General features: G+C 72.8%; 19 protein-coding genes and 1 pseudogene. 14 read left to right on the forward strand and 6 right to left on the reverse strand.

The window, feature by feature from the left end; genetic code table 11:
* The first annotated feature begins 2 nt into the window (after nucleotides 1–2).
* The 4 genes from ACXNSR_RS21555 to ACXNSR_RS21570 all read left to right on the forward strand — a co-directional run bounded on the left by ACXNSR_RS21555 (nucleotide 3) and on the right by ACXNSR_RS21570 (nucleotide 4192).
* Nucleotides 3–1259 carry an ATP-grasp domain-containing protein gene (locus ACXNSR_RS21555; RefSeq protein ID WP_458637171.1) on the forward strand — a complete coding sequence of 419 codons (1257 nt, stop codon included), beginning with the start codon at nucleotides 3–5 and terminating at the stop codon, nucleotides 1257–1259.
* The gene (locus ACXNSR_RS21560) at nucleotides 1252–1980 is read left to right on the forward strand and encodes an HAD family hydrolase (protein ID WP_458637172.1); all 729 of its coding nucleotides are present in this window, start codon (nucleotides 1252–1254) and stop codon (nucleotides 1978–1980) included. The genes ACXNSR_RS21555 and ACXNSR_RS21560 overlap by 8 nt, the downstream gene beginning before the upstream one ends.
* Nucleotides 1977–3110, forward strand: a complete 1134-nt coding sequence (locus ACXNSR_RS21565) for a hypothetical protein (RefSeq protein WP_458637173.1) — start codon at nucleotides 1977–1979, stop codon at nucleotides 3108–3110. Before ACXNSR_RS21560 ends, ACXNSR_RS21565 begins: the two co-directional genes overlap by 4 nt.
* Before the next feature lie 104 nt (nucleotides 3111–3214).
* Nucleotides 3215–4192: an NAD-dependent epimerase/dehydratase family protein gene (locus tag ACXNSR_RS21570; protein WP_458637174.1), complete on the forward strand. Its 978-nt coding sequence runs from the start codon at nucleotides 3215–3217 to the stop codon at nucleotides 4190–4192.
* A 35-nt stretch (nucleotides 4193–4227) separates the two neighbouring features.
* Here the strand turns inward: ACXNSR_RS21570 and ACXNSR_RS21575 are convergent, their stop codons facing one another.
* On the reverse strand, nucleotides 4228–5076 hold the full coding sequence (locus tag ACXNSR_RS21575) for a hypothetical protein (RefSeq protein ID WP_458637175.1): 849 nt from the start codon (nucleotides 5074–5076) through the stop codon (nucleotides 4228–4230).
* Between the two features lie 26 nt (nucleotides 5077–5102).
* Nucleotides 5103–6680, reverse strand: a complete 1578-nt coding sequence (locus tag ACXNSR_RS21580; protein WP_458637176.1) for an outer membrane protein assembly factor BamB family protein — start codon at nucleotides 6678–6680, stop codon at nucleotides 5103–5105.
* Nucleotides 6681–6822: 142 nt separating this feature from the next.
* On the opposite strand from ACXNSR_RS21580, the gene ACXNSR_RS21585 reads away from it, so the two are divergent.
* The 4 genes from ACXNSR_RS21585 to ACXNSR_RS21600 all read left to right on the forward strand — a co-directional run bounded on the left by ACXNSR_RS21585 (nucleotide 6823) and on the right by ACXNSR_RS21600 (nucleotide 10659).
* Nucleotides 6823–8049 (forward strand): serine hydrolase domain-containing protein, encoded by a 1227-nt coding sequence (locus ACXNSR_RS21585; protein WP_458637177.1) that lies wholly within the window; start codon nucleotides 6823–6825, stop codon nucleotides 8047–8049.
* Nucleotides 8050–8254: 205 nt separating this feature from the next.
* Nucleotides 8255–8761, forward strand: a complete 507-nt coding sequence (locus ACXNSR_RS21590; protein ID WP_458637178.1) for an N-acetyltransferase family protein — start codon at nucleotides 8255–8257, stop codon at nucleotides 8759–8761.
* A 112-nt stretch (nucleotides 8762–8873) separates the two neighbouring features.
* Nucleotides 8874–9389, forward strand: coding sequence for a SigE family RNA polymerase sigma factor (locus ACXNSR_RS21595; protein ID WP_458637179.1), 516 nt, complete (start codon nucleotides 8874–8876; stop codon nucleotides 9387–9389).
* 19 nt (nucleotides 9390–9408) lie between these two features.
* Nucleotides 9409–10659 (forward strand): hypothetical protein, encoded by a 1251-nt coding sequence (locus ACXNSR_RS21600; protein ID WP_458637180.1) that lies wholly within the window; start codon nucleotides 9409–9411, stop codon nucleotides 10657–10659.
* Between the two features lie 19 nt (nucleotides 10660–10678).
* On the opposite strand, the gene ACXNSR_RS21605 is transcribed toward ACXNSR_RS21600, so the two are convergent.
* Nucleotides 10679–12394 carry a bifunctional 3'-5' exonuclease/DNA polymerase gene (locus ACXNSR_RS21605; protein ID WP_458637181.1) on the reverse strand — a complete coding sequence of 572 codons (1716 nt, stop codon included), beginning with the start codon at nucleotides 12392–12394 and terminating at the stop codon, nucleotides 10679–10681.
* A 94-nt stretch (nucleotides 12395–12488) separates the two neighbouring features.
* Nucleotides 12489–13310 (reverse strand): NAD(P)H-binding protein, encoded by an 822-nt coding sequence (locus ACXNSR_RS21610; protein WP_458637182.1) that lies wholly within the window; start codon nucleotides 13308–13310, stop codon nucleotides 12489–12491.
* Between the two features lie 96 nt (nucleotides 13311–13406).
* On the opposite strand from ACXNSR_RS21610, the gene ACXNSR_RS21615 reads away from it, so the two are divergent.
* Together ACXNSR_RS21615 and ACXNSR_RS21620 are read left to right on the forward strand one after the other, a co-directional pair.
* On the forward strand, nucleotides 13407–13820 hold the full coding sequence (locus tag ACXNSR_RS21615) for a winged helix-turn-helix transcriptional regulator (protein ID WP_327384002.1): 414 nt from the start codon (nucleotides 13407–13409) through the stop codon (nucleotides 13818–13820).
* The gene (locus ACXNSR_RS21620) at nucleotides 13790–15004 is read left to right on the forward strand and encodes a DUF2786 domain-containing protein (protein WP_458637183.1); all 1215 of its coding nucleotides are present in this window, start codon (nucleotides 13790–13792) and stop codon (nucleotides 15002–15004) included. Before ACXNSR_RS21615 ends, ACXNSR_RS21620 begins: the two co-directional genes overlap by 31 nt.
* Here ACXNSR_RS21620 and tatA read toward each other — a convergent pair.
* Nucleotides 15001–15189 carry a Sec-independent protein translocase subunit TatA gene (tatA, locus tag ACXNSR_RS21625; protein WP_458637184.1) on the reverse strand — a complete coding sequence of 63 codons (189 nt, stop codon included), beginning with the start codon at nucleotides 15187–15189 and terminating at the stop codon, nucleotides 15001–15003. The two genes, ACXNSR_RS21620 and tatA, sit on opposite strands and share 4 nt — an antisense overlap.
* A gap of 262 nt (nucleotides 15190–15451) precedes the next feature.
* On the opposite strand from tatA, the gene ACXNSR_RS21630 reads away from it, so the two are divergent.
* A complete protein-coding gene (locus tag ACXNSR_RS21630) occupies nucleotides 15452–15697 on the forward strand; it encodes a DUF397 domain-containing protein (protein ID WP_030726905.1) in 246 nt (81 codons plus the stop codon).
* A 110-nt stretch (nucleotides 15698–15807) separates the two neighbouring features.
* On the opposite strand, the gene ACXNSR_RS21635 is transcribed toward ACXNSR_RS21630, so the two are convergent.
* A complete protein-coding gene (locus ACXNSR_RS21635) occupies nucleotides 15808–16317 on the reverse strand; it encodes an ATP-binding protein (protein WP_078851551.1) in 510 nt (169 codons plus the stop codon).
* A 341-nt stretch (nucleotides 16318–16658) separates the two neighbouring features.
* On the opposite strand from ACXNSR_RS21635, the gene ACXNSR_RS21640 reads away from it, so the two are divergent.
* From ACXNSR_RS21640 to mrdA, 3 genes and pseudogenes are all read left to right on the forward strand, one after another.
* Entirely contained in the window at nucleotides 16659–17537 is an 879-nt protein-coding gene (locus ACXNSR_RS21640; RefSeq protein ID WP_458637185.1) for a helix-turn-helix domain-containing protein, read from the forward strand.
* A gap of 89 nt (nucleotides 17538–17626) precedes the next feature.
* Nucleotides 17627–19084 carry an aldehyde dehydrogenase family protein gene (locus tag ACXNSR_RS21645; protein WP_458637186.1) on the forward strand — a complete coding sequence of 486 codons (1458 nt, stop codon included), beginning with the start codon at nucleotides 17627–17629 and terminating at the stop codon, nucleotides 19082–19084.
* 61 nt (nucleotides 19085–19145) lie between these two features.
* Nucleotides 19146–21224, forward strand: a pseudogene (gene mrdA, locus ACXNSR_RS21650) (penicillin-binding protein 2); the annotation flags it as partial.
* Nucleotides 21225–21282 lie beyond the last annotated feature (58 nt).

Consider the following 21282-nt stretch of genomic DNA (forward strand, 5'->3'; position numbering starts at 1 on the left):
CCATGACCGCGACCCCCGCCCGCCCCGTACTGCTCGTCGTCTACGACGCAGGCAGCCTCGCCCCCACCCGGCTCGCCGAGGCGGCCCGGCAGGCCGGCTGCGACCTGGTGTTCGTGACCGCGGACACCGCGCACGCCCAGGAGATGGTCCCCACCCTGGAGATGGTCGGCACCGTGGTGAACACCGCGGGCCGCACCGGGGCCGAGACCGAGGCGGCGCTGCGCGCGCTCGCCCCGGCGGGCATCATCACCTTCAGCGAGTTCCAGATCGCCCCCACCGTGGCGCTCGCCGAGGCGCTCGGCCTGCGCTACCACCGGCCGGCCGACGTCGATGCCATCACCCACAAGGACCTGCAGCGACTGCGGTTCGCCGAGGCGGGCGTCGACAGCGTGCGCTTCCGCACCCTGACCGGTCCCGCCCAGGCCGACGAGGCGATCGCCCACGTCGGACTGCCGGCCATCATCAAGCCGGTGATCGGCGCGTCCAGCCGCAACACGCAGGCCGTCGCCACCCCCGAGGAGTGCCGGGCCGCCCTCGCGGAGATCTTCACCGGTTCCGACGGCGGGCCCGCCGAGACGGCCGTGATGCTGGAGGAGCTCCTCGTCGGGCGGCCCACCCCGGCGCCCTGGGGCGACTACATCGCGGTCGACTGCGTCGCCGACGGCGACGACGTCCGGCCCGTCTTCGTCACCAGCAAGTTCGCCCTGGCCGAACCGTTCCGCGAGCGCGGCGGCTACGGCGGTTTCTCCGTCGTACCGGAGGCCGAGGAACGCGAGGTCCGCGACCTCGCCTGCCGCGCGGTGCGCGCCCTGAACATCCACGGCGTCGCCGACGTCGAGATCAAGCTGACCGCCGACGGCCCCCGGGTCATCGAGGTCAACGGCAGGCTCGGCGCCTGGGTCGACGACCTCGCGGTCCGCTCCGGCACCTCCGACCCGGCGTACGTCGCGGTCGCCGCCGCGCTCGGCCTCCCGTACGAGACCCCCGAGGTCAAGCGGGGCGGGCCGATCGCCTTCCACTACCTGACCGTGCCGCCCCTCGGCGCCCGCCGGGTGCGCGCCATCCGGGGCGTCTCGGCACTGCGCCGCCTCGACCGCGTCGACCGGGTCGTCGTCCTCGCCGAGCCGGGCGCCGACGTGGACTGGCGGATCGGTGCGCGCGGCAACACGGCGGCCGTCATCGGCTCCGCCGCCACCCATGAGGAACTGGCCGCGACCGTCGCCGCCATCGAGAGCGTGGACTGGATCGACTATGAGTGAGTTCCCCGCAGGAGCCGGTGAGTTCGTCGTCTTCGACCTGGACGGCGTCCTGGTCGACACGCAGGACGCCGAGAACGGCGGGATCGCCCACGTCGGCGAGATGATGGGCCTGCGGCTGGACAAGGACCAGCGGGACGAGCTGTTCTCCGGCAAGAAGATGCAGGAGTGCTTCGACCTGATGGCCGACCTGTCGGGCAACGCCCCGCCGCAGGACGCCATGGCGATCGCCCGCGCCCGGTGCGAGGAGCTGATCGGCGACCGCATCGAGCCCATCGACGGCGTCGCGTACGCCCTGGAACAGCTCTCCGCCGCCGTCGGCGACCGCATGTGCGTGGCCTCCAACAGCCCGCTCGCCATCATGCGCAGCCGGCTGGAGAAGGCCGGGATCCTGCACCACTTCGGCGGCCGGCTCTTCTCGGCGTACGACGCCGACGCCTGGAAGCCCGACCCGAAGCTGTTCCTCTGGGCCGCCGAGAGCTGCGGTGTCACGCCCGGCGAGTGCGTCGTGGTCGAGGACAGCCCGGTCGGCGTGGACGCAGCCGTGGCCGCCGGGATGCGGGTCCTGCAGTACACCGCCGACCCGGCCACCCCGCCGCACCGGGAGGGCGCGCTCACCTTCCCGTCCATGCGCGCACTGCCCCGGCTCGTCCGCGACGCCCATCTGATGGCGCCCGCCGCCGCCCCCTTCGCCGCTGCCGCCCCCTTCGGAGGTACCTCATGAACAACGCCCGCAAGATCATGGTCCTGGGTGCCGGCGACATCGGCCGCCGGGTCTTCCACGAGCTGGCGCACAGCCCGAACCCCCGCCACGTCCAGCTCGTCGGCCGCGACGAGGAGACCGTCCTGAAGGCCGCCAACCTGACGCGCTTCTGCAGCGTCCAGCGCGGCTACACCAACGAGGTCAGCCACGCGCGGACCGACGTCACGGACGTGGCGCAGACCGCCGAGCGGATATCCGCCTTCGACCCCGACATCATCTTCCTGGCCGTCAGCTACCAGTCCTGGTGGGTCATCTCCACCCTCCAGCAGGACGCCTTCCAGCGGGTCTACGCAGCCAACTACGGCCCGTGGCTGCCCATGCACCTGGTCCCGGTGATGAAGGCCATGGAGGCCGTGCGCCTGTCCGGCACCCAGGCCCTGGTCGTCAACGCCGCCTACCCCGACGCCGTGCACCCCGCGCTCACCGCGATCGGCCTCTCCCCGCACATCGGCATCGGCAACGTCGCCAACAACGTCCCCGGCATCACCGCCGTGGCCGCCGACGAGCTCGGCCGCAGCGCCGCCGACGTGGAGGTGCGCCTGGTGGCCCACCACTACGTCTCGCACCGCCTGTCCCGCACCGGCAACAGCGGCCCGGCCGGCATGGGCCTCGGCATCCGCCTCGACGGGCGCGACGTCACCGGCGAGCTGGACGTCGCGGAGCTGCTGAACCGCCTGCCCGGCGCGTACCGCCGCACCGGCGGCCTGCCCGGCCAGACGATGACCGCGTCCTCCGCGCTCAGCGTGCTGGAGCCGCTCGCCGACGGGCGCGACGCGGTGGTCCACGCGCCCGGCGCGGACGGGGCGCTCGGCGGCTACCCGGTGGCGATCGAGAACGGCAAGTTCCGTGCGCTGCTCCCCGACGGGATGACGGCGGACGAGGCGCACGCCATCAACGTCTCCGGGCAGCTGCACGACGGCATCAGCGAGATCCGCGCGGACGGCACCGTCGTCTTCGAGCCCTCCGCCATGGCGATCATGAAGGAGGAACTCGGCTACGACTGCGCCGAGATGAAGCTCTCGGAGGCCGAGGGCCGGGCCCGGGAGATCGCCGAGCGCTTCGCGGCGTACCGGGACCGCACCGCCCGCTGACCCGGCTTTCCCGACGGACGCCGCCGCCGGCCCCACCCACGGGCCCGTGGCGGCGTCCGCGCGCCGCACGACACGACGGACGAGCTCCACGGAGAGGGACCAGGATGAGACTGCTGCTGCTGGGCGGAACGGACTTCGCGGGGCGCGCCGTCGCCGAGGGCGCGGTCGCCCGCGGCTGGGAGGTGACCGTCTTCCACCGGGGCGAGCACCCGGCCCCGCCCGGCGTGCGGGTCCGCCACGGCGACCGCACGCACCCCGACGGTCTGGCCGCCCTCGCGACGGGGGAGTGGGACGCGGTCGTCGACACCTGGTCGGGCGCCCCGACCGTGGTGCGCGACGCGGCCGACCTGCTGGCCGGGCGCGCCGGACGCCACGCCTTCGTCTCCAGCCGGTCGGTGTACGCGTGGCCGGCGCCGGCGGGGCTGGACGAGTCCGGACCGCTGGCCGGGGGCGACCCGGACGCGGAGGCGACCGACTTCGCGGCCGACAAGCGGGGGTCGGAACTGGCCGTGCTGCGCGCGTTCGGCGAGGACCGCACCCTCCTGGTCCGGCCGGGCCTGATCCTGGGCCCGCGCGAGAACGCGGGCCGTCTGCCGTGGTGGCTGTCCCGCATCGCCAGGGGCGGCGAGGTCCCGGCCCCCGGCCCCCGGGACACCCCGCTCCAGTACATCGACGTACGCGACCTGGCGACCTGGCTCCTGGACGCGCTGGAGTCGTCCCTGCACGGGCCCTGCAACCTCGTCTCGCAGCCGGGCCACACCACCATCGGTGAACTCCTGGACCTCTGCGTGCGCGTCACGGGCGCGGCCGCGGAGCTGCGCTGGACCTCCCCCGAGGCGATCGCCGCCGCGGGCCTCTCCCCGTGGACCGACCTGCCCGTCTGGGCCCCGCCCGGTACGGACTTCCACGCCGCGGTCCACGCGGGGGACGTCTCGCGGGCCCATGCCACGGGCCTCGTCTGCCGCCCGGTCTCCGAGACGGTCACCGACACCTGGGCCTGGCAGCGGTCGGTCCCGGGGGCCGGGCCGGCCCTCGCGGACGGCCTCTCCGAGGAGGCGGAGGCCCGGCTGCTGAAGGGCTGACACGACCGCACAGACCGGCGGGCGGGCGAGGGCGATCACGGCCCGGTGCCGGGGTCCTTCGGATCGCCCGCCAGCCGGACCGTGCTCAGGATGCGCATGATCAGGGCGTCGTCGACGGCGCCAGGGACGCCCGTGCGGCCGTAGAAGTTCCAGGAGACGAGGTCGCCCCGGGAGTTCTTGAAGCCGAAGACGACCGCCTGGCCGTCGCCCGCGCAGCGGTCGGTCCGCCGGGCGCCCGAGGAGCGCGCCCTGACGTAACTCCCCCTGAGCCCGGACTTCGTGGTGTATTCCACCGGCTTGTCCGCCGTGACCACGCTCTTGTCGGGCTGGGTGTAGGCGGCGTAGACCCAGGTGGGCGCCTCCTTCACGGCGATGTCGGCGGGGTCCTTGGCGCCGCCGGCGCCCTTGGTGCCGGTGCCGGCGAGCCGGACGTCCGTGACCTGGCCGTCGCCGTTCGCGTCGATGCTGCACCACTGGGACTTGTAGAAGGCCGGGGCCGTGTGCCCGATGAGCAGCTTCTCCGGATCCTTGTCGTCGGCGTACCCGCTGAAGACCTGGGGCTCCAGGACCTCCCACCCCGGCGGCACGTCGAACGCGGTGCCGTGCTTGGGGTTGAGCACGGTCTTCCAGCCCGCGACGAGCGGCCTCGTCGGGTCCGCGGCCGACGCGGCCGCGGCCGCCGACGCGCGCTCGCGGTTCTCGCGGACGCCGAGTGCGACGCCGGTCGCTGCCGCCGCCACCGCCAGGGCGGTCAGGGCGCAGATCGCGGCGGCGAGCCGTCGCCTGCCGGTCCGGCGCCCTGCGCCGGGCTCCTGCGGCTGCGGGAAGGGCGGAGGCGGGTACGGGCCGCCGGGGTGACTCGGCCGGTGGTACGGGTTCTGCACGGTGCCCCTCCTGGTACCTGCCTGCCCTACTTGCCGAAGGACAGGATCGCGTGGCTCGCCTTGCGCGGCTCCGGGCTGTAGACCCGGCCGTTGAGCAGGAACAGCCGTCCGCCCGACCACGCGATACGGACCCCGTGGGGGTAGAAGACGCCCTCGGCGCCACGGGCCGCGGCCGGGCTCTGCAAGGCCGGCCCCGGGGCCCCGTCGGCCGCGGCGAGGGAGACGACCGCCCCCGCCCCGTCGTTGCCGGGGGTGACGTACGCGAGGACCCTGCCGTCCTCGACCGCCAGCGGCCACACGGTGCGCCCCTTGGGCTGCTCGGGGGTGCGCCACCGCTCCTTGCCGGTGTTCAGGTCGACGGCGACGACCTGGTCGGTGGCCTCGGTGTCGAGGGTGGCGCCCGGCTTGCCCGCGCCGATGTAGAGGCTGTCGGCGTCGGCCGCGGCGGCGTAGCACTCCTGGAAGCCGCTCGCGTTGCCGAATCCGTTGCACCGGCCGCTGACCCCGAAGGCCGGGGAGCTCTGCGAGCGGACCGCGCCGTCGGCGGCGAAGGCCGTGAGGTTCCAGGTCTTCTTGTCCTTGTGGTGCGCGGTGACCACCAGCGGGTCGACGGAGAGCACGCGGCCGACCGTCCAGTCCGGGGCGTACTTGTAGCTCCACCGGGCGGCGCCGGTGGCCGGATCCAGCTCCTCGACCATCGCCTGTCCGCGTGCGGCGGCGTCCTTCGGATCGGGGCACTGGCGGATGGCGATCAGCCGCGAGCCCCCGGCGGAGCCGTACGGGTAGCAGCCGTCCGGGCTCGACGTGCCGAAGAGCTTGTGGCCGTCGGTGACCGAGAAGGCGCTCATGACGGCCGACCGGACGACGACCGCGGTGTCGCCGCTGATCGACAGCTCGAACTGCGTCGTGGTGTCGTGGGCGTTCTCCTGCGGCAGCGCGACCTTCCAGCCCGCCCGCCCCGTGGCGAGGTCGATCTGCTGGAGGTGGGTGCAGCGCGAGGTCTCCGAGGTGCTCTCCTTCACCCCCACGACGAGCTTGCCGGTCGCGGACGGGGCCGGTGGGACCCCGCACAGCGGTGTCCGGAGCGGGATTTTCCATTTCTCCTGGCCGTCGGCGACCGCATAGCCGGTCAGACCGCTCTGGATCGCGCCGACCACGGTGTCGCCCACCCGCCAGGGGCCGTACTGCGAGGTGCCCGACCCGGCCACCTCGGCCTGGTTGTCGCGCAGCCAGACCCGGGCCTCGCCCGCCCGGATGCCGGCGTTGTGGTCGTAGGCGTCGGGTCCCCCGCCGGGGCCCCTGCCGTCGCCCCGGTCGACCGGCGGCGTACCCGTGGGCCCGGCCAGGGGCTGCGCGGGCCCGCCGCGGACCGTGAGGCGGTAGGCGCCGCCGCCGATGAGGAGCAGGGCGGCGAGCAGCGCCAGGGCGGCGCCGGCGGCGGCCACGGGCCGGGGCGGCCGGCGGCCGCGGCCGCCGGATCGCGGTGCCGGTGGTGCCGGTGGTGCCGGTGGTGCCGGTGGTGCGAACGGGGCGGGCGGCGGGCCGAAGCCGGCGGGTCGCTGCTCGTCGGGTTCCGGCCAGGGGCCGGAGGTACGACCGGTCATGGGGGAAGTCTGGCCGATCCGGAGATATTTCTAGAATAGATTTTTGGACGAGTTCGGCGTTCACCGCTCCGGTCGCCCGCCCGGGTGCACAGGTCTAGCGTGGAGTGATGGTTCCTTGGCTCACGGGGTGAGGAGGCCGGGCATGACGACACGCCGGCGCAGTGCGGCCGTGACCCTGGCGGCCGTCGCCCTCGTGCTGGGGCCCGTGGGCACGGGGGCGGGCGCGGTGCACGCAGGAGACCCGGCGGCGTCCGCGCCGGCCGCGACGGTCCCGGCACCGACCCCGACACCCGCCCCGGACGGATTCGCTCCGCTCACCCCCGCCGTCACCCGCCAGTTGGACGCCGCGATCGAGAAGGTCCTGGCGGAGGCGAAGATCCCCGGCGTGATCGTGGCCGTGTCGGCCCCGGGCAAGGGCGACTACGTACGGTCCTTCGGCATCGCCGACAAGGCCACGGGCGCGCCGATGACCCCGAACCTGAACATGCGGATCGGCAGCGTGACGAAGACCTTCACCGTGACCGCCCTGCTGGAGCTGGTGGACCGGGGGAAGGTCGGCCTGGACGACCCGATCGGCAAGTACGTCGACGGCGTCCCGAACGGCGACGAGATCACCCTGCGCGAGCTGGCCGGGATGCGGAGCGGTCTGTTCAACTACTCGGCGGACGAGGATTTCTACAAGGCGCTGACCAGCGATCCCGACCGGCGCTTCACCCCGCAGGAGCTGCTCGGCTACTCCTTCAAGCACCCGGTGCTCTTCGAGCCGAACGCCAAGTTCTACTACTGCAACACCAACCTGATCCTGCTCGGACTGGTGGTGGAGAAGGTCAGCGGCGTCCCCCTCGACCGGTTCATCGACCGGGAGGTCGTCGGGCCCGCCGGGCTCAAGCACACCGTGTTCCCCACGGGCCCGGAGTTCCCCAGCCCGCACGCCCAGGGCTACACGGACCAGACGGCCTCCGGCAAGGTCGGGAACTCCACCGACTGGGACCCCTCCTGGGCCTGGGCGGCCGGCGCGATGATCTCCGACCTCCCCGACATGCGCAGCTGGGCCAAGACCCTGGCGACCGGGACCCTGCTGACCCCGGCCGCCCAGGCCCAGCGCCTCGACGTGGTCGACGCGCTCCCGGGTACCGGCTACGGCCTCGGCATCTTCAAGGTCCAGGGCTGGATCGGGCACAACGGCTCACTGCCGGGCTACGGGTCACTGGTCCTCTACCTGCCGCAGGCGAAGGCCACGCTGGTCGTGCTGCTCAACACGGACATCGGGTACCGGGGCCAGGAGCCCAGCACCCTGTTCGGCGAGGCGATCACCAAGATCGTGACCCCCGGCCACGTCTACACGCTTCCCGCCCAGCCGGCGTCCTGAGCGGGCCGCCGCCCGTCACTCCCATGTGCCCCGCGGGCCGCGGGACTTCGGTCCCGGGGCCCGCCGCCGCGTGCGCGCCCCGTCCTTCGCCACCGCCGACTCCCGCCGTAGCGTAGGCAGTCGGGGGCGCCAGTGGTCCGGAGGGACCGGCACCCTCCGTCCACCACGGTCCGCGGAACGCGAAACACCCCTGAGGGAGACGCACATGAACGGTCAGGCAGCAGAGCGGGACGGCCGGCCCCCGGCGGAGGACTCCGCTCCCGCGGTGTCGGTCCGCGCGGCCGGCGAGGCGGACGTCGACGCGGCGGCCGTGCTGTTCCGCGGCTACCTCGACTTCTACGAGGTGGACATCGAGGACCCGGACGCCCCGCGGGCCTTCCTGGCGGAGCGGATCGCCAAGGACGAGTCGCTGGTGCTGCTCGCCGATGTCCCGGGAGCCGGAACGGTCGGTTTCGCGCAGGTCTACCGCGGCTTCTCGTCGCTCTCCCTGCGGACCGCCTGGGTCCTCAACGACCTCTACGTCACCCCGTCCGGCCGCCGCACCGGGGCCGGCCGGGCGCTGCTGCGCGAGGTGCTGCGCCGGGCCCGCGAGGCCGGGGTGTCCGGGGTGCAGCTGGAGACGGCGTACGACAACACCGTCGCGCAGGGGCTGTACGAGGCGGAGGGCTTCGTCCGGGAGGAGTTCCACGTGTACTTCCACGACCTGGGCTGACCGGTCGCGGCGGGAGCGGCGGCGGGAGCAGCGGCGGGAACGGCGGCGGAGGATGAAACATTCTCCGCCGCCGCCGCGTCACAGGGAGGGTAGGGACGCGAGGGGGGAGCACATGCGGCAGCAGCACAGGGACGGGTTCCGCGAGTTCGCGGCGGGCCGCTCGGGCCACCTGTACCGGTCGGCATGCCTGCTCGTGGGCGGGGACACCCACCTCGCGGAGGACCTGGTGCAGGAGACCCTGGGACGGATGTACCAGCGGTGGGGCCGGATCTCCCGCATCGACAATCCGGCGGCGTACGCCCAGACGGTGCTGGTACGGGTCTTCCTCACGCACCGGCGCCGCCGCTCGGCCGGGGAGCGGCCGGTCGGGGAGGTCCCCGACGTGGGCGGGCCCTCGCCGGACGGCGGGGATCCGGCGCTGCGGCTGGCGCTCCTGGAGGCGCTGGGGCGGCTGGCGCCCAAGGACCGGGCGGTGCTGGTGCTGCGCTACTGGGAGGACCGCAGCGTCGAGGAGACCGCCGACGCGATGAACGCCTCCTCGGCGGCGGTCCGTACCCGGACCTCGCGCGCGCTCGCCCGGCTGCGGGAGCAGCTGGGCGGCAGCCTCACCGCCTTCGTGGACCGCTGAACGGAAGGCTTGATTCCCCATGACCTTTGAAGACGAACTCGCCGAAGCCCTCCGGCGCACGGGGGAGGGTTTCACGGCCGACCCCGGAGCCCTCGCGGAAGCGGGCGAGGAGCGCGGGCGCCGCAGGGCGCGCCGCCGGGCCGCCGTGGTCGGCGGATCCGCGCTGGCCCTGGTCCTGACCGCCGGGGCGGGGGCCTGCGCCGGCGGCCTGTTCGGCGGCTCCGGGGCCGGGGGCGCGGTCCATGCCGCGGCGCCGCGGGCGACCCCGCGGGCCGAAGGGCGGCAGACCGGTACCGGCGCGGTCACCGCCGAGCAGATGATCGGCAACCTGAAGTCGCTGCTGCCGGGCGGTCGGCTCACCGAGCCGAAGGCGCGGGGCACGGACGACGAGCTGGGACCCCGGGTCGGGGCCGTGTACGACGACGGGAAGGGCCCGGCGGCCATCTCCCTCGGCCTCCAGCGGGTGGACCCGTTCGGCAGTTCGGCCCGCGCGCAGACCGAGTGCGAGGACGAGAACCTGCAGTCCTACGACGCCTGCCGGACCGAGCAGCTGCCGGACGGCTCCCGGCTGCTCCTCCACCAGGGGTACGAGTACCCGGACCGCCGGACGGACACCAAGGTCTGGCGGGCCGTGCTCGTGACCGTGCGGGGCTTCCTGGTCGACGCCTCCGAGTGGAACGCCGCGGCCGACAAGGACGCCGCCGTCTCCCGGACCGACCCGCCGCTGACCATCGAGCAGTTGAAGACCCTGGTCACCTCGGACACCTGGCACGCGGCCCTGAACGACCTGCCGGCGGCCGACCCCGAGCCGGCGCCCCCGCCGGAGTCGGTCGTCCTGCGGGACCGGAAGGCCGTGGACGCCCTGGAGCAGCTGATGAACCGGTGCGGGATCACCGTCCCGATCGCTTCCAAGGGCGGGCAGGGGACGTACGGCTACGTCGTGCTCGACGACGGCAGGGGCAGGTCCCTGGTCCAGATCAACGTCCAGCCGAACGCGAACCCCTCGGGCTTCACGGGGAACTCCGCCGTCGCCCCGGGGTCCGACGGTACGAAGGTGAAGGTCACGGCGGGGCCCGGCGAGAAGGACCGGAGCGTGACCCAGTGGAAGGTGGACACCCTGCGCAAGGACGGGCTGCGCGTGGTGGTCAGCGCCTTCAACACGGCGGACCAGAACGGCCCGGCCACCCGCCCCTCACCCGCGCTGACGATGGAGCAGCTGCGGCGGATCGCGCTCGCCCCGGAGTGGAACACGGGAACACCCGCCCCCTGACCCCGCCCCGTGACACCGCTCACTTGGCGTCCGCGTAGCACTCCACGACCGCCGTCGTGAACGGGAAGCGGACCGGGGTGTCGCCGAAGGCGATCCGGCCGGCCCGTTCACCGGCGGCCCGGATCGCCTCCACGACGGCCCCGGCCTCCTCGGCCGGGCAGTGCACGATCACCTCGTCGTGCTGGAAGAACACCAGCTCGGCCCGCATCCCGGCGGTCGCCTGCCGCAGGGCCGCGAGCAGCAGGAGGGCCCAGTCGGCCGCGCTGCCCTGCACGACGAAGTTACGGGTGAACCGGCCGCGGGCCCGGGAGTTGGTGGAGGCGTAGCTCGGGGTCCAGCCGTCCTCCCGGTCCTGCGGGGCCCCGGCCCCGCCCTCCCCGTACCCCTCGCCGGGGTCGACGCCGCCGTCACCGGCCTCGTCCCCCTCGCCGGAGCCGGCGGGCGGCGGGCAGGTGCGGCCCAGCCAGGTCCGTACGAGCCGGCCCTCCTCCCCGGCCTTCGCCGCGTCGTCCACGTACGCGACGGCCCGGGGGAAGCGGCGGCGCAGCGCGGCCAGGTTCTTCAGGCCGTCCCCGGAGGTCTGGCCGTAGACGGCGCCGAGCACGGCGAGCTTGGCCTTGTCCCGGTCGCCCGAGAAGCCCTGCCGGGAGACGGCGGTGTACAGGTCCGAGGCATCCCCCGCGACCTCCATGAAGGCGGGGTCGCGGGAGATCGCGGCGAGCACCCGCGGCTCCATCTGGTCGGCGTCGGCGACGACGAGCCGCCAGCCGGGGTCGGCGACCACGGCCCGGCGGATCACCTTGGGGATCTGCAGGGCCCCGCCGCCGTTGGTGACCCAGCGGCCGGTGAGGGTGCCGGCGGGGATGAACTCCGGGCGGAAGCGGCCGTCCCGGACCCAGTCGGCGAGCCAGGTCCAGCCGTGGGCGGTGTAGATCCGGTACAGCTTCTTGTACTCGATCAACGGCTCGACGGCGGGGTGGTCCAGCTCCTGGATCTCCCAGCGGCGGGTGGACCTGAGCTTGATCCCGGCCCCGGCGAAGGCCTTGACGACGTCGGCGGGCAGATCGGGCCGCACGCGCCGGCCGAAGGCCTCCGACACGCGGTCGGCCAGCTCGGCGAGGCGCCGGGGCTCCCCGCCGCCCGCGTACCGCTCGCCGAGCAGCTCGGTCAGCAGGGCGCGGTGCACGTCGGCCCGCCAGGGCAGGCCCGCGCGGTTCATCTCGGCGGCGACGAGGAAGGCCGCCGACTCGGCGGCGGTCAGCAGCCGCATCCGGTCGGGGTGGGCGGTGGCGCCCTGCCGCCTCGCCTGGTCGGCGTGGACGGCGAGCAGGGCGTCCAGGGGGACCGGCGCGGGCTGCGGGTCGAAGAGGGAGTCCTGGGCGCGGGGTCCGGCGGCGCGCGGGCGCGGATCGGGCGGTACGGGGGCGTCGTTGAGCCGGGCCCAGGCGGCGGCCGCCGAGCGGGGCTCGCCGAACCGGCCCTCGTGGCCGAGCAGCAGCAGTTCGGCGTCCTCGATGTCGTGGCACCGTTCGACGCGTACGCCCGCGGCGAGCAGCCGCGGGTAGACGGCCGCGGTGGAACGCCAGACCCAGCGCGTGCCGGGCGGGGCGGCGCGCACCGCGTCGGCCGGGTCGCGCACGCGCATCCGGACTCCGTCGGCGGGGGGCACGGGCGCGGCGTGCCACCACCCGTCGCCGTCCTCGGCGAGGGCCCACCGGGGAGTGCGGTCGCTCATGGGTGCGAGTGTCCCACCGGGGTCTGACAGGGGCGGTGCGGCGGGCCGGGCGGGTGCGGCGCCGTTGCCGGGGCTCCGCCCCGGACCCCGGGCCTCAGACCCCGGCGGGGCCGGGACGGGCGGCCATTGCCGCGTACACCTCCAGGGCCGGGCGCGGGGGACGGCCCAGGAGGCGGGGCAGGGTGCCCCCGTCCGGGGTGTCGAGGAAGCCCGCGGCGATGGCCGAGTACGTGGCCACCAGCATCGGGGGCTGGAAGGGCGCCGCGTCGGGGCCCGAGAGGGCGCTGCGGGCCTGCGCCAGGGAGCCCGGGACGTAGCGCGCGCCCACCGCCGCGGCGAGTTCCGCCCCGCCCAGCGGGCGGTCCCCGACCAGCTCGTGGACCTGCCCGGCATGCGCCCCGGGTGCCAGGGCCACCCGGACCGCCACCTCCGCCAGGTCCTCCCGGGCGACCGCGGCCAGCCGGCCCCCGCCCAGCGGGGCGGTGATCAGCCCGTCGGGGCCCGGCGCGGCGAGTGCGGCCAGCAGCTCGGCGTACAGCCCGTTGCGCAGCACCGTCCAGGCCGCGGTGGAGCCGCGCAGGCGGCGTTCGGTCCAGCGGTGCGCCAGCGCGTACGGCAGGTGGTCGCCCGCCCCGGTGAGGCTGGTGTAGACGATGTGCCGCACCCCGTCCCGCTCGGCGGCCGAGACGGCGGCCCCGTGCCGCGCGATGACCCGGTCGTCCTCGCCGTAGCCGGCCGAGATGAGCAGCAGGGTGTCCACCCCGGTGAAGTCGAGGGAGTCCGGGTCGTCGAAGTCCACCCGGACCTGGCCGGGTCCGTCCGGGGCGCGGGTGCCGAACCGTACGCCGGGCCGGTCCGTCAGCCGACGGGCGATCAGCGAGCCGAGTCCGCCCGAGGCGCCGGTGATCAAGAGCATGGTGGAGTCCTTCGTCGTCGGGCCGGTCGGCCTGATGGGATGGGGGATGGGGACATCGTGCGCGGACGGTCGCACGGCGCGTAAGGAGGCACTTCCATGTCAGTAGGGCACACCGGGATAACCACCCCCGAGCCCCTGCCCGAGCCGATGCTCAGCTGCGACGACGACTGCGGCATCCGCGACGTCCTCGACCGGCTCGGCGACAAGTGGTCCGTCCTCGTCGTGGTGGAGCTCGGCGCCGGCATGCGCCGGTTCAAGGAGCTCCAGCGCGCGGTCGACGGCATCTCGCAGCGGATGCTCACCCTCACCGTCCGCCGTCTGGAGCGCGACGGGCTGGTCACCCGGACCGTGCACGCCACCGTGCCGCCACAGGTCGAGTACGAGCTGACCGACCTCGGCCGCAGCCTGACCCTTCTGGTCAAGGGCCTCGCGGACTGGTCGCTGGCGCACCGTGCACGGATCGAGGCCGCCCGCCGGGAATGGGACGCGAAGGCGGACATGCCAAGCTGAGGGGTGTGAGAGACCTTGCCGGGACCGTCGACCGAGCCTTCGCCGCCGCCCTCTACGCCCAGGACGACGCCGGGCTGGACACCGGCGCCTCGCTGCTCGTCGCCGACCAGGGCGGCTGGCCCGCGGTCGGGCGCGAGCTGCTGGCGCGCGGGGAGGCGTACGTACGCCAGGGCTGGGAGCGGGGCTGGCAGCCGGCCGACGTGCTGCGGCTGGTCCGCCGGGACCTCGACGAGCGGCACCTTCGGATCACCGGGGACCTGATCGCCGCCGAGGCGCGCCGCTACGCCCGGCTCCCGGCGCGCTGGGGCGCCGACGAGGTGTGGTGGACGGGCGACGAGGAGTACGCCGAGCGGCTCGCGCAGCGGGAACGGGCCGACCGGTTCACGCTGGCCACCGCCTTCCTGGAGGTGCTGCGGCTGCTGATCCGGCTGCCCTCGATAGAACCGGTGGGTCCGCTGCCCGGTGACCCGGTCGACGCGCTCGCCGAGCACGCCCACATCGAGCCGCGCATGCTGGGCCGGATCCGGGCCCTGCTCGCCAAGGCGGAGGCGACCACCTTCCCGGACGAGGCGGAGGCGCTCAGCGCCAAGGCCCAGGAGCTGATGGCCCGGCACACCGTGGACGAGGCGCTGCTGGCCGCGAGCGGCAAGGGCCCGGCCCGGGTGCCCGGCGCCTGCCGGATCGGGGTGGAGCCGCCGTACGAGGAGGCGAAGGCGGTACTGCTCGACGCGGTGGCCACCGCCAACCGCTGCCGGGCGGTGTGGAACAGCGGTTTCGAGTTCTCCACGGTGGTCGGCTTCGAGAGCGACCTGGAGGCGGTGGAGCTGCTCTACACCTCGCTGCTCGTGCAGGGCACGGCGGCGATGACCCGCGCGGAGGCCGCGCAGCGCTCCGGCGGGCGCAAGCGGACGAAGACCTTCAGGCAGTCCTTCCTGCTGGCCTACGCCAGCCGGCTCGGCCACCGGCTCGCCGAGACCGCCGAGCACACGGCGACGGAAGCCCCCGACAACCTGCCGGCCCTGGTGGCCCGGGACGTGGCGGTCACCTCGAGGGCGGAGGAGATGTTCCCCCGGACCACCACGACCCGGCTGCGGGGCGCCACCGACCACGCGGGCTGGGAGGACGGTACGGCCGCCGCCGACCGCGCCCACATGGGCGGCCGCCGCAAGCCGCTGCCCGGCTAGGCGGTGTCCGTCCGGGAGTCCGTACGGGAGTCCTCCGAGCGCAGGGCGCGCGCCTCCGACTTCAGGATGCGCATCGACCGGCCCAGCGAGCGGGCCATGTCGGGGAGCCTCTTGGAACCGAACACCAGCAGGCAGACCACCAGGACCAGGACCAGGTGCCAGGGTTCGAGGGCATTGCGGAGCACGGGCGTTCCACCTTTCGGACGGGCCGGCTTCTTTTCGAACGACCGGCTCATGGAACAGCCACGGCCCGGGTCGGGACAAATCTGAAGAAGTCCTGAAAGCCGTCGGACGGGGCCCGCCCTGCGCCGGCGCCCGTTACCCGCGGGTACGAACCTGTCTGTGATCAACGGACCACCCCGCGTGCACGTGCATCTGCCCGTGCAGCAGCTCATGAACACAGCTATGATCCGGAGGAGTTGACATCTGCACTATCGGGGGCTTCCTGTGGACCACGCGTACAACGGGATGGCAGCTGCAGAACTCGCTACCTTGTTTGAGCTGACGTGGCAGAAGAGCAGACACAGCAACTCGCAGGGTTCCTGCGTGGAGTTCGCACGGCTGCCGGGAGGCGATGTCGCCATGCGCAATTCGCGCTTTCCCGACGGACCGGCGCTCGTCTACACACCGGCCGAGATCGAAGCCCTGCTCCTGGGCGTCAAGGACGGCGAGTTCGATCACCTGATCAGCTGAGGGAACGGCGCACCCATCAAGCCATGCACGTGCACTGGCCGGGACCGATCGCACTGATCGGTCCCGGCCAGTTGTCCTGTGTTCGCCCTTGACCGGCGACGGTCGGCCCCTCAGTCCTGGAGCAGGAAGAGCGCCCAGACGACCTTGCCGGTCAGCCGGCCCGCGAGCGGGTGCCAGCCCCAGCTGTCGCTGTACGAGTCCACCAGGAACAGCCCGCGCCCGGACTCCAGGTCGAAGTTCTCCTCGGTCCGCTCCGGCGAGAACGCCCCGCCGGGCCGGTCCTCACTGGGGTCCCGCACCGCGCACACCAGCCGCGTGCTCCACCGCATCAGGTGCAGCCGTACGGGCGGCTCCGGCTCGGCGTCCGCACCCCGCGCGTCCTCGGGAAGGGCATGGCGCAGCGCGTTGGTGACGAGCTCGGAGACGACCAGGGCCACGTCGTCGAAGCGGTCGTCGAGACCCCACTGGGACAGGGTCGAACGACAGAAGGAGCGGGCTCCGCGCACCGCGTCGTAGCGGGCGGGCAGAGCGCAGGAGGCGGACCCGGAGACGGCCGTGGGGTCGACCGGGGGCAGCCCCTGCCGTAACGGCTCGAGCATGGTCGATCCATTCGTCCCCATGCGAGGCACTCCCGGGATTCGCGGGCGGAGCGGTCATCTCCGTCCAGAAAGAACTGCGGGGTGGGTCCGGCGCCGGCGCGAACAGCACGCAGGTGCGCGGGGACCATCGTTCCGAATGCTCGGGCCGGATGCAAGGGCAGATGCACGTGCACGCGCCGGACCTGTCCACTCCCGTGACGGTTCTGACTCATTTCTTCCTACGCATGCTGACGGACTTCTTTTGCCGCAGACGGGATTCCGTTACAGAACGAGTACGAGCCGATGCGTTTTGGTGGCAGACTGCGGCCTCTGGGGTACGGGGGTCCCAAGACGCTCGCGCACACCACGCGCACGCCAATGCGATGGGGAGGGCAGTACTAGTGACCGCAGAGACAAGCGGTTCTGTGGTGCGCCGCATCCTCCTGGGCTCCCAGCTCAGGCGACTCCGAGAATCCCGCGGCATCACCCGTGAGGCGGCCGGCTACTCGATCCGCGCATCCGAATCGAAGATCAGCCGCTTGGAGTTGGGAAGGGTGAGCTTCAAGGCAAGGGACGTCGAGGACCTCCTCACGCTGTACGGAGTCACGGACAGCGCGGAGCGCGAGTCGCTGCTCGGACTGGTCCGGGAGGCGAACGCGACCGGCTGGTGGCACAGTTACGGCGACGTGCTGCCCGGGTGGTTCCAGACGTACATCGGCCTGGAGGGCGCTGCCTCACTCATCCGCATCTACGAAGTCCAGTTCGTCCACGGACTGTTGCAGACCGAGGCCTACGCCCACGCCGTCGTCAGCCGCGGCATGCCCGGCGCCACCGCCGCCGAGATCGACCGCCGCGTCGCCCTGCGCCTGGAGCGCCAGAAGGTCCTCGTCTCCGAGAACGCCCCCGTCTTCCACGCCGTCCTCGACGAGGCCGCGCTGCGCCGCCCGTACGGCGACCGCCAGGTCATGCGCGGTCAGCTGGAGCACCTCATCGAGGTGTCCCAGCGGCCCAACGTGCAGCTCCAGGTGATGCCCTTCTCCTTCGGCGGCCACGCGGGCGAGAGCGGAGCCTTCACCCTGCTGCGCTTCCCCGAGTCCGATCTGCAGGACATCGTCTATCTGGAACAGCTCACCAGCGCCCTCTACCTGGACAAGGGCGAGGAAGTGGGTCAGTACGAGCGGGCCATGGAACGACTCCAGGCGGACTGCCCCGATGCGGAGCGGACCCGGGATCTTCTGCGCGGCCTGCTCCAACTGTCTTGATTCGCACGTAGTATGACGTCTGATCAGTGCATGATGACCGATCGGTCTCCGGTGCAGCGCACGGGTGCGCGCTCGCAGTAAGGGATGGCATGTCCATATTCAGCGACCTGGCTCACCAGTACATCGACGGCGAATGGCTGGCCGGTACCGGTTCGTGGGACATCATCGACGTCAACCCCTTCAACGGTGAGAAGCTCGCGGCCATCACCGTGGCCACCGTCGAGCAGGTGGACCAGGCCTACCGCGGCGCCGAGCGCGCCCAGCGGGAGTGGGCCGCCACCAGCCCCTACATCAGACGTGCCGTCCTGGAGCGCGCCCTGCGGATCACCGAGGAGCGCGAGAAGGAGATCGTCGAGGCGATGATCGACGAGCTCGGCGGGACGCGTCCCAAGGCCGAGTACGAGGTCCACCTCGCGATGGAGTTCATCCGCGAGTCCCTCCAGCTCGCCGTCCGGCCCGAGGGGCGGATCCTGCCCTCGCCGGTCGAGGGCAAGGAGAACCGGGTCCAGCGGCTCCCCGTGGGCGTCGTCACGGTGATCAGCCCCTTCAACTTCCCCTTCCTGGTGACGCTGAAGTCGGTCGCCCCGGCCCTGGCGCTGGGCAACGCGGTCGTCATCAAGCCCAACCAGAACGCCCCGGTCGTGGGCGGCGGTGTGATCGCCAAGATCTTCGAGGACGCCGGGCTGCCGGCCGGCCTGCTGAACGTCCTGGTCACCGACATCGCCGAGATAGGCGACGCGCTCCTGACCCACCCCGTCCCCAAGGTCATCTCGTTCGCGGGATCGGACCGGGTCGGCCGGCACGTCGGGGCGATCGCCGCCCGCCACTTCAAGCGCACGGTCCTGGAGCTCAGCGGCAACAGCGCGCTCGTCGTGCTCGACGACGCCGACCTCGACTACGCGGTGGACGCGGCCGTCTTCAGCCGCTTCGTCTACCAGGGCCAGGTCTGCATGGCCGCGAACCGGATCCTCGTCGACGCCTCCGTCGCGGAGGAGTTCACCGAGAAGTTCACCGCGCGCGTGCGCGCCCTCAGGACGGGCGACCCGCGCGAGGCCGACACCCACATCGGCCCCCTGATCAACTCCTTCCAGGCCGACGCCCTGACCGCGCTCGTGGACCAGGCCGTGGAATCCGGCGCGCAGGCGCTCGTACGCGGGTCTACGCGCGGCAACCTGGTCGAACCCACGGTGCTCGCCGGGATCCCCGAGGACTCCCCGCTGCTGAGCCAGGAGATCTTCGGCCCGGTGGCCCTGCTGGTGGTCTTCGACGGCGAGGACGAGGCCGTACGGCTGACCAACGCGACCCCCTACGGGCTGAGCGGCGCCGTGCACACCCGGGACGTGGAGCGGGGCGTCCGCTTCGCCCAGCGGATCGAGACGGGCATGATCCACGTCAACGACTCCACGATCGGGGACGAGCCGCTGGCCGCCTTCGGCGGCGAGAAGGCCTCGGGTCTGGGCCGGCTGAACGGCGAGGCCACGATCGAGGCCTTCACCACGCAGAAGTGGATCTCCGTCCAGCACGGCCGGACGACCTTCCCGTTCTGAGTCTTCCGGGCCGCCCCCCTAGACTCGGCCGGGCGTAGGAAGCCGCCCGGGGGAGAACGAGTTGAGCAACATACCGGAGACCGGCCGGACCCCTCGGGTCCAGAACCGTCTCGTCGTCATCCAGATCGTGGTCTTCTCACTGTTGCTCACGCTGGGCGGACGCCTGTGGTACCTCCAGATACGCAATGGCTCCGAGTACACGGACGAGGCGAAGAACAACCACGTCCAGCAGGTGGTCCAGCCCGCCGTGCGCGGCTCGATCCTGGACTCGCGCGGGGTTCCGCTCGCCGACAACGCGACCCACCTCGTGGTCTCCGCCAGCCGCACCGAGCTGCTGACCATGAAGGACAAGGGCAAGTCCGTGCTGACCCGGCTCGCCGGGGTGCTCGGCATGGACGCCCAGGAGGTCATCGACAAGGTCCGGCTCTGCGACGCCAAGACCAAGCAGCCCTGCTGGAACGGCTCCCCCTACCAGCCGATCCCGGTCAGTGACGAGGCCACCACCGAGCAGGCCCTGCAGATCCGCGAGCACCCCGAGGACTTCCCGGGCATCACGGCCGAGGCGACCGCCCTGCGCCGCTACGCGGCCCCGGACGCTGCCAACACCTCCCAGGTGCTGGGCTACCTCTCGCCGGTCACCGACGAGGAGATCGCCAAGGCGAAGAAGTCGGACTCGCCGTACCTGCGTTCCGACCAGGTCGGCCGCTCCGGCCTGGAGCGCACGTACGACAAGGAGCTGCGCGGCAAGGCGGGCATCACCCGCTACGAGGTGGACAACCTCGGCCGGGTCATCGGGCAGGGCCAGACCGACCCGGCGCGGCCCGGTTCGAGCATCGTGACCTCGATCGACTCCCGCGTGCAGGCGGTGGCCGAGCGCGAGCTGAACAACGCGATGATCGAGGCCCGCAAGGTCCGGGACAAGAACACCGGCCGCGACTACGAGGCCGACTCGGGCGCCGTCGTGGTGATGGAGACCAAGACCGGCCGGGTCGTGGCGATGGCCTCGAACCCGACGTACGACCCCAACGCCTGGGTGGGCGGCATCTCCGCCAAGGACTACGCCTCCCTCACCGACAAGGAGTCGAACTACCCGCTGCTGAACCGGGCCATCCAGGGACAGGCGGCGCCGGGGTCCATCTTCAAGGTGGTCACCTCGACGGCCGCGGTCAACGCCGGGTACCCGTTCAACAACCGCTACCCCTGCCCCAGCTCGTACTCGGTCGGCAGCCAGACCTTCACGAACTTCGAGTCGCAGGGCCACGGTGACATCACCATCGGCCGGGCGCTGGAGGTCTCCTGCGACACCGTCTACTACGCCATCGCGGACCAGGAGTGGAAGAAGGACGGCGGCATCAAGCCGAAGAAGGACCCGAAGGACTGGTTCCTCAAGACCGCCCACGAGTTCGGGCTGGGCAAGCGCACCGGCATCGACCTGCCGAACGAGGTCCCCGGCCGGGTCCCCGACCGGAAGTGGAAGCAGGACTTCTTCGACGCGAACAAGGACGCCTGGTGCCGCGACGGCAAGAAGAACGGCTCCTTCGCCGAGAAGATCGCCTACGAGAACTGCCGCCAGGGCAACCAGATGCGTGAGGGCGACGCCATCAACTACTCGATCGGGCAGGGCGACACGCTCGTCACCCCGGTCCAGATGGCCTCCGTCTACGCGGCCATCGCCAACGGCGGCACGCTCCACCAGCCCAGCATCGGCAAGGCGATCGTCAGCGCCGACGGCAAGTCGGTCCAGGAGATCGCCCCGAAGGAACAGGGCAGGCTGCCGATGGACGCGAAGACCCGCGACGACATCGACGAGGCCCTCGCCGGTGTGGCCACCAACGGCAGCGCGGCCTGGCGGTTCGGCGGCTGGCCGCAGAAGCAGATCCCGATGCACGCCAAGACGGGTACGGCCGAGGTCCAGGGCAAGCAGACGACCTCGTGGTTCGCCTCGTACACCGAGGACTACGCGATCGTGATGACGATCTCCCAGGGCGGCACCGGCTCGGGCGCCTCGGGACCGGCGGTCCGCAACATCTACGAGGCGATGTACGGCCTCGACCCGACGGGCAAGCAGGACCTCTCCAAGGCCCTGCTGCCGAAGCCCGCCACTGCCCTGCCGGCGATCCGCCCCGACGGGGAGATCGAAGGCAACTGAACGGCCAATGAGGACAGGACCTGACCGCAAGGCTCCGTAGCGTGTGTCG

The sequence above is a fragment of the Streptomyces sp. NC-S4 genome, assembly GCF_054353315.1.

Excerpts from the sequence above, each read along its gene's own strand:
- ACXNSR_RS21590 (WP_458637178.1), top strand. The coding sequence starts at position 8,255 with ATGAACGGTCAGGCAGCAGAGCGGGACGGCCGGCCCCCGGCGGAGGAC.
- ACXNSR_RS21620 (WP_458637183.1), top strand. The coding sequence starts at position 13,790 with ATGGGACGCGAAGGCGGACATGCCAAGCTGAGGGGTGTGAGAGACCTT.
- ACXNSR_RS21610 (WP_458637182.1), bottom strand. The coding sequence starts at position 13,310 with ATGCTCTTGATCACCGGCGCCTCGGGCGGACTCGGCTCGCTGATCGCC.
- ACXNSR_RS21600 (WP_458637180.1), top strand. The coding sequence starts at position 9,409 with ATGACCTTTGAAGACGAACTCGCCGAAGCCCTCCGGCGCACGGGGGAG.
- ACXNSR_RS21615 (WP_327384002.1), top strand. The coding sequence starts at position 13,407 with ATGTCAGTAGGGCACACCGGGATAACCACCCCCGAGCCCCTGCCCGAG.
- ACXNSR_RS21565 (WP_458637173.1), top strand. The coding sequence starts at position 1,977 with ATGAACAACGCCCGCAAGATCATGGTCCTGGGTGCCGGCGACATCGGC.
- ACXNSR_RS21570 (WP_458637174.1), top strand. The coding sequence starts at position 3,215 with ATGAGACTGCTGCTGCTGGGCGGAACGGACTTCGCGGGGCGCGCCGTC.
- ACXNSR_RS21580 (WP_458637176.1), bottom strand. The coding sequence starts at position 6,680 with ATGACCGGTCGTACCTCCGGCCCCTGGCCGGAACCCGACGAGCAGCGA.
- ACXNSR_RS21605 (WP_458637181.1), bottom strand. The coding sequence starts at position 12,394 with ATGAGCGACCGCACTCCCCGGTGGGCCCTCGCCGAGGACGGCGACGGG.
- ACXNSR_RS21645 (WP_458637186.1), top strand. The coding sequence starts at position 17,627 with ATGTCCATATTCAGCGACCTGGCTCACCAGTACATCGACGGCGAATGG.
- ACXNSR_RS21635 (WP_078851551.1), bottom strand. The coding sequence starts at position 16,317 with ATGGGGACGAATGGATCGACCATGCTCGAGCCGTTACGGCAGGGGCTG.
- ACXNSR_RS21555 (WP_458637171.1), top strand. The coding sequence starts at position 3 with ATGACCGCGACCCCCGCCCGCCCCGTACTGCTCGTCGTCTACGACGCA.
- ACXNSR_RS21640 (WP_458637185.1), top strand. The coding sequence starts at position 16,659 with ATGGGGAGGGCAGTACTAGTGACCGCAGAGACAAGCGGTTCTGTGGTG.
- ACXNSR_RS21560 (WP_458637172.1), top strand. The coding sequence starts at position 1,252 with ATGAGTGAGTTCCCCGCAGGAGCCGGTGAGTTCGTCGTCTTCGACCTG.
- ACXNSR_RS21595 (WP_458637179.1), top strand. The coding sequence starts at position 8,874 with ATGCGGCAGCAGCACAGGGACGGGTTCCGCGAGTTCGCGGCGGGCCGC.
- ACXNSR_RS21585 (WP_458637177.1), top strand. The coding sequence starts at position 6,823 with ATGACGACACGCCGGCGCAGTGCGGCCGTGACCCTGGCGGCCGTCGCC.